The organism is Myxococcus qinghaiensis, assembly GCF_024198215.1.
GTDB classification, from domain to species: Bacteria; Myxococcota; Myxococcia; order Myxococcales; family Myxococcaceae; genus Myxococcus; species Myxococcus qinghaiensis.
This window is the reverse complement of sequence record NZ_JAKCFA010000034.1, coordinates 23,683-39,781: the sequence shown is the minus strand read 5'-3', so window position 1 is coordinate 39,781 and position 16,099 is coordinate 23,683. Positions and strand designations below refer to the sequence as shown.

Below are 16,099 nucleotides of genomic sequence, written 5' to 3'. Positions count from 1 at the left end.
AGCCGACATGCGCACCGTTCGCCCAGCAGGAACGATTCTCGACGTCAGTGAGGACCCGAAGAAGGTCATCAGTGATTTCCTCGGCTATGCGCTCTCCTTCGGGAAAATCACCGGGCGCTCACCCGCGGAGACGCTCGCCGAGCGGTTCTCTCCGCAGGGCAAGGGGATGACCGTCCCGGATGTCTTCCTGGCCTACCGTGCGGAGGGACCGGATGACCTTCCTCCCGAGTTCACCGAGGCGGGCCCGCCGGACCTGAAGGGCAAGGAGACGTGGGTGCTCACCCGCCTGAACTTCGGTCGGCTGTCCGCCTCCGAGCTCGTGGAGGGGCCGGAGCTGCGGCACCTGCTTCAAGAGGCGCTCAAGCAGAACTCGCAGAGCGCCGCATCGTAAGCGGCGCCCCGGCGCGCTGAGCAGGTCCTCCCGGGACTCGAGCCCGGGGGGACTTCGCGTCGACCGGGCTCACGTCCCGCTCGCCGCGACCTCGCTCCACAAGCTTGCCCCTTCGAGCACCGTGTTCAGCGGTGCTCGCTTCACCGCCACGTGCAGCAGCACCGCGGCGAGCTGGTCCAGGTGGATGGGGCGCAGTCCGCCCAGCAGCGGCAGCTTGGAGAGCGTGCGCAGCAGCGCGGGCGGGTGGTGATACTCGCCCTCGAACGCGGGCGGGCGCACCACCGTCCAGGGGATGCCGCTCTCGCGCACCAGCCGCTCCGCCTCCGCCTTCGCCTTCAAGTACGCCCCCACGGGCCGGCCCGCGCCCACCGAGCTGAGCAGCACCAGGTGGTCCACCCCCACCTGCTTCGCCGCCTCCACGAGCTGCCGCGTGGTGCCGATGTCGCTCGTCTCGTAGGTGTCTCCCGATGCGAAGCGCTTGCGCATCGTCCCGATGAGCTGGAGCACCGTGGTGCTGCCCTTCATGGCCTCCGCCAGGGACTCGCCGCGCGCCAGCTCGACGACGGCCTTGCGAGGCCAGCTCTTCGCGGGCTCGGTGTCCGCGCTCTTGGGGCGCACGTGCGCAATCAACGGCACGTCGCGCGCCAGGGCCTGCTTCACCACGTTGCGCCCCGTGGCGCCCGTGGCTCCGGCGACGAAGAGAAGGCGGGACGGCTGCGTCATGGCGGCGGCTCCAGCGTTGGGAAGAGAGGGCCCTCTTCAGCACACTGGCGGGTGGCTGCCCAGTCCGCCCGTCGAACTCAGCGCCGCGCCTGTCCGGTGTCGCCCACCTCGCGCGCGTGCGACAGGTCCTCCAGGAAGAAGGCCTCCATCTGCTTCGCCGCGTTGATATCCTCCAGCACCAGCGAGCCCTCCTCCAGCACGTTGAAGGACAGCGGGTCGTAGTTGATGGAGCCCACCAGGACGAGCCGGTCATCCACGAGCATCGTCTTCGCGTGCATCATCGACGGCTGGTACTCCCACACGCGCACGCCCGCCTCCAGCAGCGCCGCATACGACGCCCGCTGCGCCACGGTGATGATGCCCTGGTCGTTGAGGTCCCCCGGCGCCAGCACGCGCACGTCCACGCCCGCGCGCGCCCGCTCCTGCAGCAGCTCCGACAAGGGCCCGTTCGGCGTGAAGTACGACTGGGCAATCCACAGCCGCTTCGTCGCCGCGCGCACCATCAGCTGCGTCAGCCGCTCCGCGCGCGTCACCTCCGGGTTCGCCGTGCTGCCCACGAAGGCCGCCCAGCCCGCGCCCGCGTCGTCCAGCCCGGGCACCGGCTGCGCGAGCGTCGGGAAGTCGCTCACCGGCAGCAGCTCCCCCGTCGTCTCCTGCCAGTTCTCCGCGAACGCCTGCTGCATCTGCTCCACCACCGGGCCCACCACGCGCGCGTTCGTGTCGCGCCACTCCTCCTCGCGCAGGCCCTCGCCCAGCCACTCGTCCTGAATGGCCAGTCCTCCGGTGACGCCCACGCGTCCATCCACGACGAGCAGCTTGCGGTGGTTGCGCGCCAGGTTCTCGTCCGCGGGCAGCGGCCGGAACAGGTGCGCCCGGCAGCCCGCGGCCTCCAGGCGAGGCTTCACGCTCGTCTCGAAGCCCGCGCTGCCCAGCGGGTCCACCAGCACGCGACACGCCACCCCCGCGCGCGCCCGCTCGGCCATGGCCTCCACCAGCCGGTCCGATGCGCGTCCCGGTCGCCAGATGAACATGACCAGGTGCACGGAGGAGCGCGCGCGGCCAATCTCCTCCACCATGACGTCGAAGACGGCGCCGTTGTTGGCCCACGTCAGCCGGTTGCCCGGCGCCATGCGCACGCCCACCGTCTGATACAGCGCCACCGCGAAGTCCGGCCCGTGCGAGCCCACCTCACCCGTGAGCTGGAACGGCTTCGACCGCTCCTTCGTGCACGCGACGGGACAGCCCGTCAGCACCGACGCCGCCACCATCAAGGCCACCCACCCGCGCATGCGCCTTCGAGATAGGCACGCGCACCCCCTGGGTCATCCCGGAGGACGAGACAGATGTTCACCGGTGGATGTTTCAATCCGCCGCGAATTCGTCAACCTGCCGGATGCGGAGCGCGCTGTCCTGTGCGTAGCATCCGCCCGCCTTGGACACCCGCGAGCCTCTCGTCTTCCCCCAGAGCTTTGAAGGCCTCATCCGCGCGCTGGGAGACCAGCTCGATGAGCGCTGTGTCGGCCGGCTCAAGCAGGTGGGCATCGACACGAAGGGGCGCCTGGCGCCCGCGTACCCGCTGGACGTGTGGCTGGGCGCGCTGAAGGTGGCCGCCGACACGCTGGCGCCGCAGATGCCGCTGGAGGAGGGCGCCGTCGTCGTGGGCCGCCGCTTCGTGGAGGGCTTCGGCTCCACGCTCATCGGCAGCGCGCTGCTCACCACCGTGCGCCTGTTGGGACCTGAACGGATGCTGGCGCGCATGACGCGCAACCTGCGCACGGGCACCAACTACCTGGAGGCCACGCTGGAGCCTCGGGGGCCCGGGCACTACGCGCTCACCTGCCGGCCCGTCGTGGTGGCGGGCTTCTACGTGGGACTGTTCCTCGCGGGACTGGAGGCGAGCGGCGCTCGTCACCCCTCCGTGCAGGTGGTCCGTCGGCAGGGCGAGGAAGCGGTGTACGACATCGCCTGGAGCTGACCACGGGCCGCCCGGCCGTGGTAGTCAGCGGGCGTCCATGTCCACGCCCTCGTCGTCCTCGCCCTCCGCTCAGTTCTCCGACACCCAGACCCAGCTGTCCGCCACGCTGCGGGCCCTGGCCGCGCGGCTGCCCGAGTCGCTCACCGTGCGCGAGCTGATGCAGGCGTGTGGAGAACAGGGCCTGCTGCTCTTCTGCTGCATCCTCACCTTCCCCTTCCTCCTGCCGGTGTCCGTGCCCGGCGTCTCCACCGTGTTCGGCGCGCTCATCGTCCTCATCGGCGTGGGTGTGACGTTCAACCGCGTGCCGTGGCTGCCTCGCAAGCTCTTGGAGAAGAAGCTGGCACGCGCGTCGCTCCAGCCCGCGCTGGAGAAGGGCGCGGACGTCTTCACCAAGGTGGACCGCCTGAGCAAGCCGCGGCTGCTCGTGCTCACCCACGGCGCCAGCACCAACCGCTTCAACGGCTTCATGCTGTTCGTCGCAGGCGTGCTGCTGATGGCGCCGTTCGGCCTGATTCCGTTCAGCAATACCCTGCCCGCGCTGGCCGCGCTGTTCTTCGCCATCGGCATTCTCCAGCGGGACGGTTACGCCATCCTGGCGGGCCACGGCATGACGCTGGGCACCATCGGCTACTTCGGCGCGCTCATCTTCGGCGCCGTCCAGGGAGGCCGGGGACTGGCGAGCCTCATCGGCCGCTGAACATTCCAGCAGGCGGGCCCTCCTACCCTGGAGGGTGGTGGGAAGGTCGTCTCGTGCCGGGTGTGTAACACCCCGTGTATCAGCCAGGGGAAAGCAACCCCCCGGATAACCTGAATCTTCGTTATCATGACGGCGGGCGGCCCCCCGCACATGCGTTCAATCCCACTGGATGCGACACAGCCTCGGCTCGAGGACCCGGCACGCCGTCTCTTCGACGGCGAGGTCGTGGGTGGGCGCTACCGCATCTCCGACTTCCTGGGGCGGGGCGGCGCGGGCACGGTGTGGCGGGCGCAGGACCTGCTGAACGGTCCCGTCGCAATCAAACGGCTGCACAAGACGGTGGAAGACCTGGTGAAGGCGCCGCCGGGTGAGAACACTCCGTCGTCCGCCGCGCGCCATGAGCTGGCGCTGTCCCTGGCTCACGAGTTCCAGACGCTGGCCTCGGTGAGACATCCGCATGTCATCAGCGTGCTCGACTACGGCTTCGACGCCGAGCACCGGCCGTACCTGGCCATGGACCTGCTGGAGGATGCGCGGCACCTGGTGCAGGCGGGCACGAATCAGCCGCTCGACGTGCAGGTGGATTTGCTGGTGCAGACGCTCCAGGCGCTCGCGTACCTGCACCGCCGAGGCATCATCCACCGCGACCTCAAGCCCGCCAATGTGTTGGTCGCGCGCGGGCAGGTGAAGGTGCTCGATTTCGGGCTCGCCGTGGGGCGCGAGCAGGTGCACAGCGCGCAGCCGGGCGGCACGCCGGGCTACCTGGCCCCGGAGCTGTTCGAGGACCAGCCGCCCTCCGAGGTGACGGACCTCTTCAGCGTGGGCGCCATGGCGTGCCAGATGATTTTCGGACGGCTGCCCTTCGACGGGAAGGCTCCGCCCGCTCCCCCGGACTTCCCGGAGGCGCTCCACGAGGTGCTGGAGCGGCTGGTCTCCAAGGACTCGCGGCGCCGTCCTCGCAGCGCGGACGAGGTGATTGCCGCGCTGTGCGCCGCCACCCGTCGCCCCGTGCCGTCCGAGTCCGTCACCACGCGCGAGAGCTTCCTCCAGGCCGCGCGCTACGTGGGACGCGCGCGCGAGCTGTCGCTGTTGTCCTCCGTGCTGGACGCGGCGCTGCTGGGACGCGGCGGCGGGCTCCTGGTGGGCGGAGAGAGCGGGGTGGGCAAGTCGCGCCTGCTCGACGAATTGCGGCCCCTGGCGCTGGTGCGCGGCGCGGTGGTGTTGCGCGGCCAGGCGGTGGCCGCGGGCGGCAGTCCGTATCAGGAGTGGCGGCCGGTGCTGCGCTGGCTGTCCATCCTCACGCCGCTGGATGACCGCGAGGCCAGCGTCCTCAAGCCGCTGGTGCCGGACCTGGAGCTCATCCTGGGGCGCGCGGTGCAGGACCCCGCGGAGCTGGGCGCGGAGATGGCGCAGGCGCGCCTGCTGCAAGTGGTGGAGGACATCTTCGCGCGGCTGACGCAGCCCACGGTGGTGCTCCTGGAGGACTTGCACTGGGCCCACGCGGAGTCGCTGCTGTTGTTGTCGCGGCTCGCCGCTCGCGCCACCGGGTTGCCGTTGCTGTTGCTGGGCAGCTTCCGCGACGACGAGGCCCCCACGCTGCCCACGCAGCTGCCCGGGCTGGACGTGCTGCGGCTGCCCCGGTTGGACGCGGTGGAGATCTCCGTCCTCAGCGAGTCGATGATTGGGCCGGCGGGCAGCAGGCCGCACCTGGTGGAGCTGCTTCGCCGCGAGACGGAGGGCAATCCGTTCTTCCTGGTGGAGGTGGCGCGCGCGCTCGCGGAGGAGGCGGGCGGGTTGGACAGGCTGGGCGACATGCCGCTGCCGGAGCGCGTGTTCGCCGGTGGCGTGCGGCGACTGGTGCGGCGGCGGCTGGAGAAGGTGTCCGCCAGCTCGCGCGACTTGCTGCGCGTGGCCGCCATCGTCGGGCGTCAGGTGGACGTGACGCTGCTCAGGCACGCGGCGCCCGGCGTGGACGTGGAGCGCTGGCTGTCGTACTGCGCGGCGGCGGCGGTGCTGGACGTGGCGGACGGGCACTGGCGCTTCGCGCACGACAAGCTGCGCGAGGGCGTGCTGGAGGAGCTGGCCGCGGCGGAGCGGCCCCTGTTGCACCGCCGGGTGGCGGAGGCGATGGAGGCGGCGTACCGCGATGGCTCCGAGCGGACGGCGGCGCTCTGCTACCACTGGGGCGAGGCGGGCGACTCCGCGCGCGAGGCGGCGTATGCGCAGCGCGCGGGCGAAGAGGCCCTGCGCGTCGGCGCCTGTCGCGAAGCGCTGCCCTTCCTCACGCGCGCGCTGGAGCGGGTGCCCGCGCGCGACTCGCTGCACCTGGGCCACCTGGAGGCGCTGCTGGCGGAGGCGCGCTTCCAGTTGGGGGAGCTGGCCGCGTTCCGGGGACACGCGGAGCGGGCGCTGCGGCACTTCGGCTGGCCGGTGCCCACCACGCGCATGGGCTGGGCCGTGGGCACGCTGGTGCAGGTGGGGCTGCGGCTGGCGCAGAGCGCGCGGCCGGATGCGTACGACGTGGAGACGGAGGAGCGCCGGCGGGTGCGGCGCGTCGCGGGCCGGCTGTTGATGCGGCTGACGGACGCGTTCATCTACGGGCAGGAGGCGCTGCCGGTGCTCTGGGCGGGCCTGCGCATGCTCAACCTGTGCGAGCCGGCGGGCGCGTCGTCGGAGCTGGCGCGCGGCTACACCAACATGGCGGTGGTGGCGGGCACGGTGCCGGTGCGCCCGGTGGCGGAGGCGTGGGTGGGGCGCGCGCGGGACGTGGCCGAGCGCATGGGCAACCCCGCGGACCTGGCCTACGTGCTGTGTCGCAACGCCGTGTACTCGACGTACATGGCGCGGTGGGCGGAGGTGGAGGCGTGGCTGGAGCGGGCCATCGGCATCGTCGACTCCGTCGGCGACATGCGGCTGGCGGAGGAGTGCCGCGCGCTCCTCACCGTGGTGTCCTGCTACCAGGGGAAGTTCCACAAGGGCCTGCCGCTGATGGACTGGCTGGAGCACTCGGCGCGCCGTCGCGGGGCGCTCCAGACGCAGCACTGGGCGCTGCACTACCAGGGCTACATCCACCTGAGGTTGGGGGAGCACGCGCGCTCGCGCGCGTCCCTGGAGCAGACGGTGGCCTGGACGGAGGCGCAGGGCGGCCTCACGGACCGCATCATCCTGGACGGCACGCTGGCGCTCTTGCGGCTGCGCGAGGGCGATGCGACGGGCGCGCGGGTGGCGGCGGAGAAGGCCCTGGCGAAGCTGGTGGCGGGCAAGTCGGTGGCGCACTTCATCTACTTCCCCGTCACGGCGGTGGCGGAGGTGCTGCTCACGCTGTGGGAGCGCGAGGGGGGCCGCGACGTGTCGCTGATGGAGAACGCGCGGGCGGCGTGTCGTGCGGTGGAGAACTTCGCGCGGGTGTTCACCTTCGCGGAGCCCGCGGCGAAGCTGTGGCGCGGGTGCGAGGCGTGGCTGTCGGGTGACGCCCCCCGCGCATATGAGGCGTGGCGCGAGTGTGTCGCCGTGGCGACAGCGAAGGAGACGGCGTACGAGGAGGCTCGCGCGCGGTTCGAGCTGGCCCGACGCCTGCCCTCCGAGGACCCGGCGCGACGTCTGCATCTGACACGCGCGCTGGAGCGCTTCGAACAGATGGGCGCGCGAGACGACCTGGCCCAGGCGAGGGTGCTACAAAGTCCGGGTGCGTAGCGGATTGGAAGCAGGGGACGTCGCGTTGCTGGCCTGCCCGGCCTGCACGGGGACGCTGGTGTTTCACGGTCAGCAGGAGGACGGTCGCCTGGCCTGGGGCTGGCTGCGCTGCGGAGGCTGTGGCGAGGCGTGGCCGGTGAAGCGGGGCCTGGCGCGGCTGTATCGCGAGGAGGCCGTGCGCGGCACGGACCGGCTGATGCGCGTCATCTACGACGGGCTCCCGGCGCTGCATGACCCATTGACGACGGTGCTGACGCCGCTGCTCCAGTCCGTCACCGAGTCGAAGATGCGCGCGGGCTACCTGCGCCGCCTGGAGCTGGGCGCCTTGCGTCCCTCCGAGGATGGCACGCCCTTGCGCATCCTGGAGGTGGGCGTGGGCGCGGGAGCGAACCTGCCGCTCATCCGCCGCGAGCTGGCCACGGGCCAGGAGGTGGAGGTCTGGGGCGTGGACCTGAGCGAGGGGATGCTGGGGCGCTGCCAGCGCCGGCTGCGCAAGGGGAGCTATCCGGGCGTGCGGCTGATGATGGCGGACGGGCACACGCTGCCATTCCCCTCGGCCATGTTCGACCGGGTGCTGAGCGTGGGAGGCATTGGCGGCTATCGCGACCCGGCCGCGGGCCTGCGGGAGCTGGCGCGCGTGGCGAAGCCGGGCACGCCCGTGGTGGTGGTGGACGAGCAGATGGATGCGGCCCAACGGCCCTCGCTCCTCCAGCGCGCCGCGTTCCGCGCGATAACCTTCTACACGCGCGACGCGCACTGTCCCCGGGAGCTCTTGCCCTCCCGCGCGACGGACGTGCTGGAGGAGCAGGTGTCGCCGTTCTTCTACTGTCTGCGCTTCCGGATGCCGGACCTCGGGGTGGCACCCGTCACGGGTTGAGCACCAAATCCAACAGGCGCAGCGTCATGCCCCCCGAGTAGTCGATGGTGGCGCCGTTGAACCAGCCGGCCTCGTCGCCGGTGAGCACGCTGACGAAGGTCGCCACCTCTTCCAGCGTGCACATGCGTCCGGCGGGGTTCATCCGCGCGTGGGCGGCCTCCAGCCGCGCCAGGGCCTCCGGTGAGTACACGTGCTTCAGCGCGGGCGTGAGCACCGTGCCGAACTTGAGCAGGTTCACCCGGTGGCCCTTGCCGCCCAGCTCCATCGCCAGGTAGCGCACGTACATCTCCAGCGCCGCCTTCGACGCGCTGATGAGCGCCGTGTTCGACAGGTGCGTCTCGTCCAGCGAGTTCTGCAACCCGAGCAGCCGCGCGTCCGGCGCCAGCATGTCCCCGGCCACCAGCGCCTGCGCCCAGTACACGAACGAGTGCGCCATGGTGTCGAACGTCCTGCGCATGCGCCGCGCGTGGAGCCGGTCCTCGCCCTCCGACAGGAAGCGCCCCACGGAGGCACCTGCAATCGAGTGGACGAAGAGCTTCACCGAGCGCGGCCCCGCCACCTCGCGCAAGGCTTGCACGCCCGCCTCCGCCGCCTCTGGGGTGGAGGCGTCCGCCTGCCACAGGAGCGCGCGCCGGCCGGCCTCCCGCACCTGACGCTCCACCTGCGCCGCGCTGTCCACGTAGCGGCCCCGGTGCACTCCGAACACGTCCAGCCCGGGCTTGCGCGCCACCGCATTGGCAATCGCCGCGCCCGTGCCCGACGAGGCCCCCAGGATGAGCGCCCACTGCCGCCCTCCGGTGCCTCTCTCCTCCTCCGAGTCGCCCATCGCTCCTCTGCCTTCCCTGCTTCGCTCAGTCCATCGTCCCGGGCCGCCGGCCGCGTGCCCGGTCCAGCAGTGCTTGCACGGCCCCTGCCACTTCCCGGTGTGCTCCCAACATCGACTCCCTGTCGCCCGCGTCGAAGCCCGGCTCCAGGTGACGCGTCAGCGGCTCTCCCACCCACTGCGTCATCTTCACGGGGAAGGGCAGCGACAGCGGCCACACCCCCGTCGCGCCCAACCCCAGCCACAGCGGCAGCCGCGCCGGCATCCCCACGCGTCGCCCCAGCGCGTACCCGTCATTGAGGCCCACGTAGGCGTCATCCATGCCGCTGCCCCCCACGGGGACAATCGGCAGCCGGTGGCGCACCGCCAGCCGCAGGTAGCCCAGCCGCTCGCCCCAATCCACCCGGTAGCGATGCCGATAGCTGCGACAGCCCTCGCGCGTGCCACCGGGTTGCAGCAACACGTGCTCACCTCGCGCCACCGCCTCCGCGAGCCGAGGGTCGTCTCCGGTGACGAAGCCCAGGCCATCCACCACCGCGCGCATGCCGGGGATGCGCTCGAATGCGCCATGCGCCACGCCGTGCGGCAGGTAGCCCAGGTGCTCGTGCAGCGTCACCGTCAGCATGCACAGGTCCACCGCGAGGGGCCGCCCGTGATAGCCGACGATGAGCTTGGCCCCCGGCCGCAGCAGCGGCTCCAGGTTCACCACCTCGTAGCGGTGGTAGCGCCGCAGCCACCCGAAGACGCCCAGCCACGCGGCGAGCGGCAGTCCGCCCGCGCGCTTCATCTCCCCACCTGGTACAGCACCGCGCCGTGCGCCACGCCCGCGCCCACGCCCACCATGAGGATGCGGTCGCCGGCCTTCACCGGACGGGTGCGCAGCAGTCGGTCCAGGCTCGTGGGCAGCGACGCGGAGCCCACGCTCCCCACCGTGTCCACCACGCGCACCCCGCGCTCCTCCTCCACGCCCATCGCGTCCAGGACGACCTCCAACATCCTCCCGTTGGGCTGATGCGTCAGCACCCACTCCACGTCGCGCAGCTCCACCCGCGCTTCTTCGAGGACCGTGCGAGCCGCGCGCAAGAGCGCGTCCAGCGCCACGCGCGTCATGGCCTTGTTGGGCGTCAGGAAGCGCATCCGCTCCGGCTTGCCCGTCACGTGAGGGTTCTCCAGCACCACGTCCGTGGGCAGCGTGCCGTCGTTGCCCAGCGCCACGCCCAGCACGCCTTCGCCCGGCCGTCCGGCCCCGAGCACCGCGGCCGCGGCGGCGTCTCCCAGCACCAGGTAGGGCCGGGGGTCTTCAGGCGTCGTCGTGCGCGACAGCAGCTCCACGGAGACGATGCCCACCGGCCCCAGCCCCGTCGCCACCGAGCGCGCCGCGAGGTCGAACGCGCTCAGGAAGCCCATGCACGCGTTGCTCAGGTCCATCGCGTCGCAGCTCCCCGACAGGCCCAGCGCCGCCGCCACCCGGTTCGCCGTGGCGGGCGTGGTGACGTCGCCGCCCATGGACGAGACGCAGAAGATGCGCCGCAGCGCCTTTGCCTCCAGCCCCGCCGCCTCCAGCGCGCCGCGCAGCACCTGGGCCGCCACGTCCGCCGCCTTCGTCCCCGGCGGCGCGAAGTGTCGCGTGCGGATGCCCGTCTTGCGCAGCACCTCCGTGGAGTCTCGGCCCACGCGCGCGCACAGCGCCTCTGTCGTCACCGCGGGGCCGGGTTGCAGGCTCGCCGTTCCCAGGATTCGCACGGGAATCATGCGGCCTGCTGCCCTCCACAGCGCCGCCCATGGGGACCGCAGTGCAGGCGCATCTGCTCCCAGTGGGCGTGGAGGTCCTCGAGCTTCCAGGCCAGGGCTTCATCCGACGCGGCGCGCTTCAGGATGTCTCGCGCCTTGCTGAACTCCATCGCCGTCCGCAGCGGTGTGTCCGCTGACCGGATGTCGTAACTCACGTCCGCCATCGAGCTCTCCGCGTCACCGCTGTGATGCAACAGCAACACACCGCTGGCAATCAGGTCCAGCGCCCTGGAGACAGGATTGAGACCCGCGAGGAAGCGGCCCACGCTGGTCTCCGGCATCCAGGCCTTTTCACGCAGGCCGAAGGGGAAGATGTTGCTGGAGAACACCAGGTCCGCGCCCGCGCTCACCAGCACGCTCGCGGGCACCATGCTGGTGAAGGCGCCGTCCACATAGCGTGCGGGAGGCACCAGGGTGGGGGCCCAGAGTCCGGGTGCGGAGCCACTCGCGCGCACTCCGCGTGCCACGGGGCCCCGCTCCAGCGCCACGCACTCGCCGCTCGTCAAATCCGTCGCCACCGGCAGGAAGCGGATGGGCAGCTCCTCCAGCCCCACGTCGCCCAAGTCCCGCGCCACCAGGTGCTCGAGCGAGTACGTGGTGACGACGGCCGCCATCGCCGCCAGCGACAGCTGGTGACTCATGGCCCGCTCCTCCAGCCGGTACAGGCCCTCCAGGCCGCTGTGGCCGTCCAGCGCGGTGCCGCAGAAGTACGCCCCCACCAGCGAGCCCATGCTGGAGCCGCTGATGAAGTCCACCGGCACGCGGTGCTCCACCAGCCAGCGCAAGATGTGCACGTGGTAGAAGCCCCACACGCCGCCGCCGCTGAGCGCCAGCCCCACGCGACGGTGGGTGATGGCGCGGGCCCAGCGTGACAGCGCGTCCCGCTCGGCGGGGCTCAGGCCCACCTCCTTCAGCGGCCTCGCATCCACCTCCAGCGCGGCCAGCCGTCGCAGGTCCACCCGCAGGCGACAAGGTGGCAGGACGTGGGTCTCCTCGCGCCGGCCCTCGTGCACCTGGCCTCGCAGCTCGGCCTCTCGCGTCGGCTGTCTCGGGTCGATGACCACCGTGGGCAGCACCCGGTGCTTCCCGGAGCGCGAGACGCGGGTGTCCTCGTGGCGCGCCACCAGCCGCACGTGCTTGTCCACCAGCGGTGCGTCGCGCTCCACCCGGCAGCCGTCGAGGAAGACGTAGTGCGGGTCGTGCTCCCGCGCCAGCTGGCGCAGCCGCTCCCCGCTCAGGCGTCCCGGCGCGCCTGGCTCGGGCGCTGGCACCGTGGCGCGCAGCACGCCGTCCGCGCCCTTCACCGGCAGCTCCTCCGAGCCCGGCTCCGCGGTGCGCACCAGCAACACCCTGTCCTTGAAGTCGTGGGTGATGACCTTGGCCACCAGCTCGATGAGCCGTGACAGGGGCGCGTCTCGCACCTCGCTGGCGAACGTCACCACCTCCACGTTGGGCAGCGGGTCCTCTTGTTTCGGTGGCTCGGCGTGAGCCAACAGCCGCTTCAGGTCCTGTCTCAGCCCCGCGCGGGCCTGGACGAGCGTCCACACGCCGTCGCGTGGAAAGAAGAGGCCCTTGCAGGACGTCGCCGCGCGCGCCGTGACGGAGTAGCGGCCGCTCATCAGCGCCTCGAACCCCAGCGGTGTTCCAGGGCGCAGTGTCAGCAGCAATTCGCCGTCACGGTGTGCCTCCAGCTCTCCTTCCAGCAGCAGGAAGAAGCCGTGGGCCTCCTGGCCTTCCTCGCACAGCACCGTGTCCTTGGCCCATGTGACATCCCACGCCACATCCAGCATCTGGAGCAGGACGGTGTTGCTGGTGTGTCGCAGGGCGGGAGCGCGCTTGAGTGCGTACAGCCGACGACGCTGGACGTCGAGGGGCATGGAGCGGGCCATGAATCACCGGAGGATAGCGAACCCTCCAGTCTGGGATATTGGGTCGTATCGGCCCCGCCACGTGGCTCAGGCCGGCTGCGGACGCGGCGGCTCGCCAGGCGGTGGTGTTCCTCCGCCGTCGGGCCGTGCGTGTTCGTGCCGCTTGAGAAGGCGGGAGCGCGCGGACTCCACCACCGCGTACAGCACGGGGATGAAGATGAGGTTGACGAAGGTCGACAGCAACATGCCGCCGAAGACGGTGGTCCCCAGCGACTTGCGCGCCGCCGCGCCCGCGCCGGAGGCGAGCACCAGCGGCACCACGCCCATGAGGAAGGCGATGGACGTCATCAAGATGGGGCGCAGGCGCGTGCGCGCGGACTCAATCGCGGACTCCGTCACGCTCTTGCCCTCGTGACGCAATTGCTCGGCGAACTCGACGATGAGGATGGCGTTCTTGCTGGACAGGCCCACCAGCATCACCAGCCCCACCTGGCAGAAGACGTCGTTCTGCAGCCCGCGCAGGTTCTGGAACGCGAGCGCCCCCAGCATGGCCACCGGCACCCCGAGCAGGATGACGAAGGGCAGGGCGAAGCTCTCGTACTGCGCGGAGAGGACCAGGAACACGAAGACGATGCCGAGCCCGAAGATGAGGAGCACGCGCCCACCCGCCTCCTTCTGCTCCAGCGACAGGCCCGTCCACTCGAAGGTGTACCCCTCCCCCAGCACCTCTCGCGCCGCGCCCTCCATGGCATCCAGGGCCTGACCGCTGCTGGAGCCGGGGGCCGCCTGCCCGTTCAATTCCGCGGAGCGATACAGGTTGTAGTGCTGGATGTTCTGCGCGCTGGTGATGGGTTTGATTCGCACCAGGGCCTCCAGCGGCACCATCTCCCCACCCGCCGAGCGGACGTACAGCGAGCCGATGTCGTTGGGCGCGCTGCGGAAGGGCATCGCCGCCTGCACGTACACGCGATACACGCGATTGGAGAAGGTGAAGTCGTTGACGTACTGGCTACCCAGGTACACCTGGAGCGTAGAGAAAAGTGAGTCCAGGGGCACCCCCAGCGACAGGGCCTTCTCCCGGTCCACTTCGATATCGAGCAGCGGCGTGTTCGCGGTGAAGGAGGAGAACACCCCGCGCAGCACGGGTGACTGGTTGGCTTTGCCCACCAGCGCCTCCGTCGTCTTCGCCAGGTCCGCCAGGGAGCGGCCGCCCTGCTGGTCCTCCAGGATGAACTCGAAGCCGCCCACGCTGCCCACGCCGCGGATGGCCGGCGGCTGGAAGGGCAGCACGCGCGCGCCGCCAATGCCCATGAGCGGACCGCGCAGCCGCTCCACCAGGCCCGCCACGCTCGACTCGCGCGTCTTGCGCTCGTCCCACGGCTTCAGGTTGACGAAGAGGGTGCCGTAGTTGGCGCCGGTGCCCAGCAGCGAGAAGCCGCCCACGGTGAAGATGTCCACCACCTCGGGCTGCTTCTTCAGCACGTCCTCCGTCTGGAGCAGCACCCGCCGCGTGTAGTCGAGCGACGTGCCCTCCGGGCCCTGCACGGCGATGATGATGTAGCCCTGGTCCTCGTCCGGGATGAAGCCGGAGGCGGTGGCCCGGTACACCAGCGCCGTGCCGATGAGGCACAGGCCGAACACCGCGATGACCGGCCACTTCAAGGGGCCGATGAGCTTCGTGAGGAGCCGGCTGTAGCCGTCGCGGAAGTGGTCCAGGCCCTTGTCGAACTGGCGGAACACCTTCCACTTCTGGCCCTCCTGGGGCTTGAGCAGCCGGGCGCACAGGGCGGGGGAGAGCGTCAGCGCCACCAGCGCGGAGAGGCAGATGGAGAAGGCGAGGGTGAGCGCGAACTGGCGGTAGATGGCGCCGGTGGTGCCCGGGAAGAAGGACACAGGGACGAACACCGCGGACAGCACCAGGGCGATGGCCACCACGGCGCCCGCCACCTGGCGCATGCCTCGCTGGGTGGCCTCGCGCGGCGAGAAGCCCTCCTCCATGGTGCGCTCCACGTTCTCGATGACGACGATGGCGTCGTCGACGACGAGCCCCGTGGCCAGCGTGAGGCCGAAGAGGGTGAGGGTGTTGAGCGAGAAGCCGAAGGCGTTGACGAAGAGGAAGGTGCCAATCAGCGACACCGGCAGCGTGGTGGCGACCACCAGCACGCTGCGCCAGCCGTGCAGGAAGATGAAGATGACCAGCACGACGAGGAGCACGGCCTCGCCCAGCGTGACGAGCACCTCTTCAATCGACGCCTGCACCGCGACGGTGGTGTCGAAGGCGGGCTCGTAGTCCATGCCCGGAGGGAAGCTCTTCTTCAGGCGGTTGAGCTCCGCGACGACGCCGTCGCGCACCTGCAGCGCGTTGGAGCCCGGGAGCTGGAAGATGCCCAGGCCCACGGCGTCCTTGCCGTTGAAGCGCAACAGCTGCGAGTAGTCCTCCGCGCCCAGCTCCGCCCGGCCCACGTCCCGCACCCGCACCAGCGAGCCGTCCTGGCCGCGCTGCACGACGATGGCCCCGAACTGCTCCGGCGTGGCGAGCTGTCCCTGGACCTGGAGCGTGAACTGGTAGTTCTGCCCGGCGGGCGCCGGCGCCTGGCCCACCTTCCCCGCGCCCACCTGCACGTTCTGCGTGCTCAGCGCCGCCACGACGTCCGAGGCCTGCAGGCGCCGCCGCGCCAGCTCCGTCGGGTCCAGCCACAGCCGCATCGCGAAGCGCCGCTCGCCGAAGATGCGCACGTCGCCCACGCCCTTCACCCGCAGGAGCGCGTCGCGGATGTAGACGTCCGCGTAGTTGCTCAGGAAGCCCGTGTCGTAGCGGCCCTCCGCGTCGAACAGACCGAAGGCCATGAGCAGCTGCGTCTGCGCCTTGTTGACGGTGATGCCCAGCGCGTTGACGGCGGCGGGGAGCTGCGGCGACGCGGTGGCCACGCGGTTCTGCACGTCCACCGCCGCGATGTCCAAGTCCCGGTCCTGGTCGAACGTCACGGTGATGGCGCTCTGCCCCGTGTTGCTGCTGGTGGAGGAGATGTAGCGCATCCCCTGGACGCCGTTGAGCTGGCGCTCCAGCACCGTCGTCACGGCGCTCTCCACCGTCTCCGCCGACGCGCCGATGTACGTCGACGTCACCTGCACTTCAGGCAGCGACAGGTCCGGATACTGTTCAATGGGCAGGGACGGGATGCTGATGGCCCCCGTCAGCGTGATGAGGATGGACAGCACGCTGGCGAAGATGGGCCTGCGGATGAAGAAGTCCGTGAACAT

Annotated in this window: 12 protein-coding genes; 5 read left to right on the top strand and 7 right to left on the bottom strand. The window is 71.0% G+C overall.

Translation table 11 applies throughout. The features are described 5' to 3' along the window. Positions 1-7: 7 nt before the first annotated feature. Positions 8-391 (top strand): hypothetical protein, encoded by a 384-nt coding sequence (locus LZ199_RS41390; protein ID WP_253999321.1) that lies wholly within the window; start codon positions 8-10, stop codon positions 389-391. Positions 392-460: 69 nt separating this feature from the next. On the opposite strand, the gene LZ199_RS41385 is transcribed toward LZ199_RS41390, so the two are convergent. Beyond that, positions 461-1,114, bottom strand: coding sequence for an SDR family oxidoreductase (locus tag LZ199_RS41385; RefSeq protein ID WP_253999320.1), 654 nt, complete (start codon positions 1,112-1,114; stop codon positions 461-463). A 77-nt stretch (positions 1,115-1,191) separates the two neighbouring features. After that, positions 1,192-2,403 carry a phospholipase D-like domain-containing protein gene (locus LZ199_RS41380; protein ID WP_253999319.1) on the bottom strand — a complete coding sequence of 404 codons (1,212 nt, stop codon included), beginning with the start codon at positions 2,401-2,403 and terminating at the stop codon, positions 1,192-1,194. 143 nt (positions 2,404-2,546) lie between these two features. Here LZ199_RS41380 and LZ199_RS41375 point away from each other — a divergent pair, with 143 nt between their 5' ends. The 4 genes from LZ199_RS41375 (at position 2,547) to LZ199_RS41360 (ending at position 8,356) form a co-directional block, all read left to right on the top strand. Further along, positions 2,547-3,089, top strand: a complete 543-nt coding sequence (locus LZ199_RS41375) for a DUF2378 family protein (protein WP_253999318.1) — start codon at positions 2,547-2,549, stop codon at positions 3,087-3,089. Between the two features lie 37 nt (positions 3,090-3,126). After that, the gene (locus LZ199_RS41370) at positions 3,127-3,786 is read left to right on the top strand and encodes an exopolysaccharide biosynthesis protein (protein ID WP_253999317.1); all 660 of its coding nucleotides are present in this window, start codon (positions 3,127-3,129) and stop codon (positions 3,784-3,786) included. 150 nt (positions 3,787-3,936) lie between these two features. Continuing rightward, positions 3,937-7,479, top strand: a complete 3,543-nt coding sequence (locus LZ199_RS41365) for a serine/threonine-protein kinase (RefSeq protein WP_253999316.1) — start codon at positions 3,937-3,939, stop codon at positions 7,477-7,479. After that, positions 7,472-8,356 carry a methyltransferase domain-containing protein gene (locus tag LZ199_RS41360; protein ID WP_253999315.1) on the top strand — a complete coding sequence of 295 codons (885 nt, stop codon included), beginning with the start codon at positions 7,472-7,474 and terminating at the stop codon, positions 8,354-8,356. Before LZ199_RS41365 ends, LZ199_RS41360 begins: the two co-directional genes overlap by 8 nt. Here the strand turns inward: LZ199_RS41360 and LZ199_RS41355 are convergent. From LZ199_RS41355 to LZ199_RS41335, 5 genes are all read right to left on the bottom strand, one after another. Continuing rightward, the gene (locus LZ199_RS41355; RefSeq protein WP_253999314.1) at positions 8,346-9,182 is read right to left on the bottom strand and encodes an SDR family oxidoreductase; all 837 of its coding nucleotides are present in this window, start codon (positions 9,180-9,182) and stop codon (positions 8,346-8,348) included. The two genes, LZ199_RS41360 and LZ199_RS41355, sit on opposite strands and share 11 nt — an antisense overlap. Before the next feature lie 25 nt (positions 9,183-9,207). Next, positions 9,208-9,966 carry a lysophospholipid acyltransferase family protein gene (locus LZ199_RS41350; RefSeq protein WP_253999313.1) on the bottom strand — a complete coding sequence of 253 codons (759 nt, stop codon included), beginning with the start codon at positions 9,964-9,966 and terminating at the stop codon, positions 9,208-9,210. Next, complete coding sequence (locus LZ199_RS41345) at positions 9,963-10,931, bottom strand: 3-oxoacyl-ACP synthase III family protein (RefSeq protein WP_253999312.1); 969 nt, start codon at positions 10,929-10,931, stop codon at positions 9,963-9,965. The genes LZ199_RS41350 and LZ199_RS41345 overlap by 4 nt, the downstream gene beginning before the upstream one ends. Continuing rightward, positions 10,928-12,847, bottom strand: coding sequence for a patatin-like phospholipase family protein (locus LZ199_RS41340; RefSeq protein WP_253999311.1), 1,920 nt, complete (start codon positions 12,845-12,847; stop codon positions 10,928-10,930). The genes LZ199_RS41345 and LZ199_RS41340 overlap by 4 nt, the downstream gene beginning before the upstream one ends. A 78-nt stretch (positions 12,848-12,925) precedes the next feature. Next, a complete protein-coding gene (locus LZ199_RS41335) occupies positions 12,926-16,099 on the bottom strand; it encodes an efflux RND transporter permease subunit (RefSeq protein ID WP_253999310.1) in 3,174 nt (1,057 codons plus the stop codon).

Bases quoted from the DNA above. Each gene is read 5' to 3' on its own strand.
- LZ199_RS41390 (WP_253999321.1), top strand. From the start codon at position 8: ATGCGCACCGTTCGCCCAGCAGGAACGATTCTCGACGTCAGTGAGGAC.
- LZ199_RS41385 (WP_253999320.1), bottom strand. From the start codon at position 1,114: ATGACGCAGCCGTCCCGCCTTCTCTTCGTCGCCGGAGCCACGGGCGCC.
- LZ199_RS41380 (WP_253999319.1), bottom strand. From the start codon at position 2,403: ATGCGCGGGTGGGTGGCCTTGATGGTGGCGGCGTCGGTGCTGACGGGC.
- LZ199_RS41370 (WP_253999317.1), top strand. From the start codon at position 3,127: ATGTCCACGCCCTCGTCGTCCTCGCCCTCCGCTCAGTTCTCCGACACC.
- LZ199_RS41365 (WP_253999316.1), top strand. From the start codon at position 3,937: ATGCGTTCAATCCCACTGGATGCGACACAGCCTCGGCTCGAGGACCCG.
- LZ199_RS41355 (WP_253999314.1), bottom strand. From the start codon at position 9,182: ATGGGCGACTCGGAGGAGGAGAGAGGCACCGGAGGGCGGCAGTGGGCG.
- LZ199_RS41350 (WP_253999313.1), bottom strand. From the start codon at position 9,966: ATGAAGCGCGCGGGCGGACTGCCGCTCGCCGCGTGGCTGGGCGTCTTC.
- LZ199_RS41345 (WP_253999312.1), bottom strand. From the start codon at position 10,931: ATGATTCCCGTGCGAATCCTGGGAACGGCGAGCCTGCAACCCGGCCCC.
- LZ199_RS41340 (WP_253999311.1), bottom strand. From the start codon at position 12,847: ATGCCCCTCGACGTCCAGCGTCGTCGGCTGTACGCACTCAAGCGCGCT.
- LZ199_RS41335 (WP_253999310.1), bottom strand. From the start codon at position 16,099: ATGTTCACGGACTTCTTCATCCGCAGGCCCATCTTCGCCAGCGTGCTG.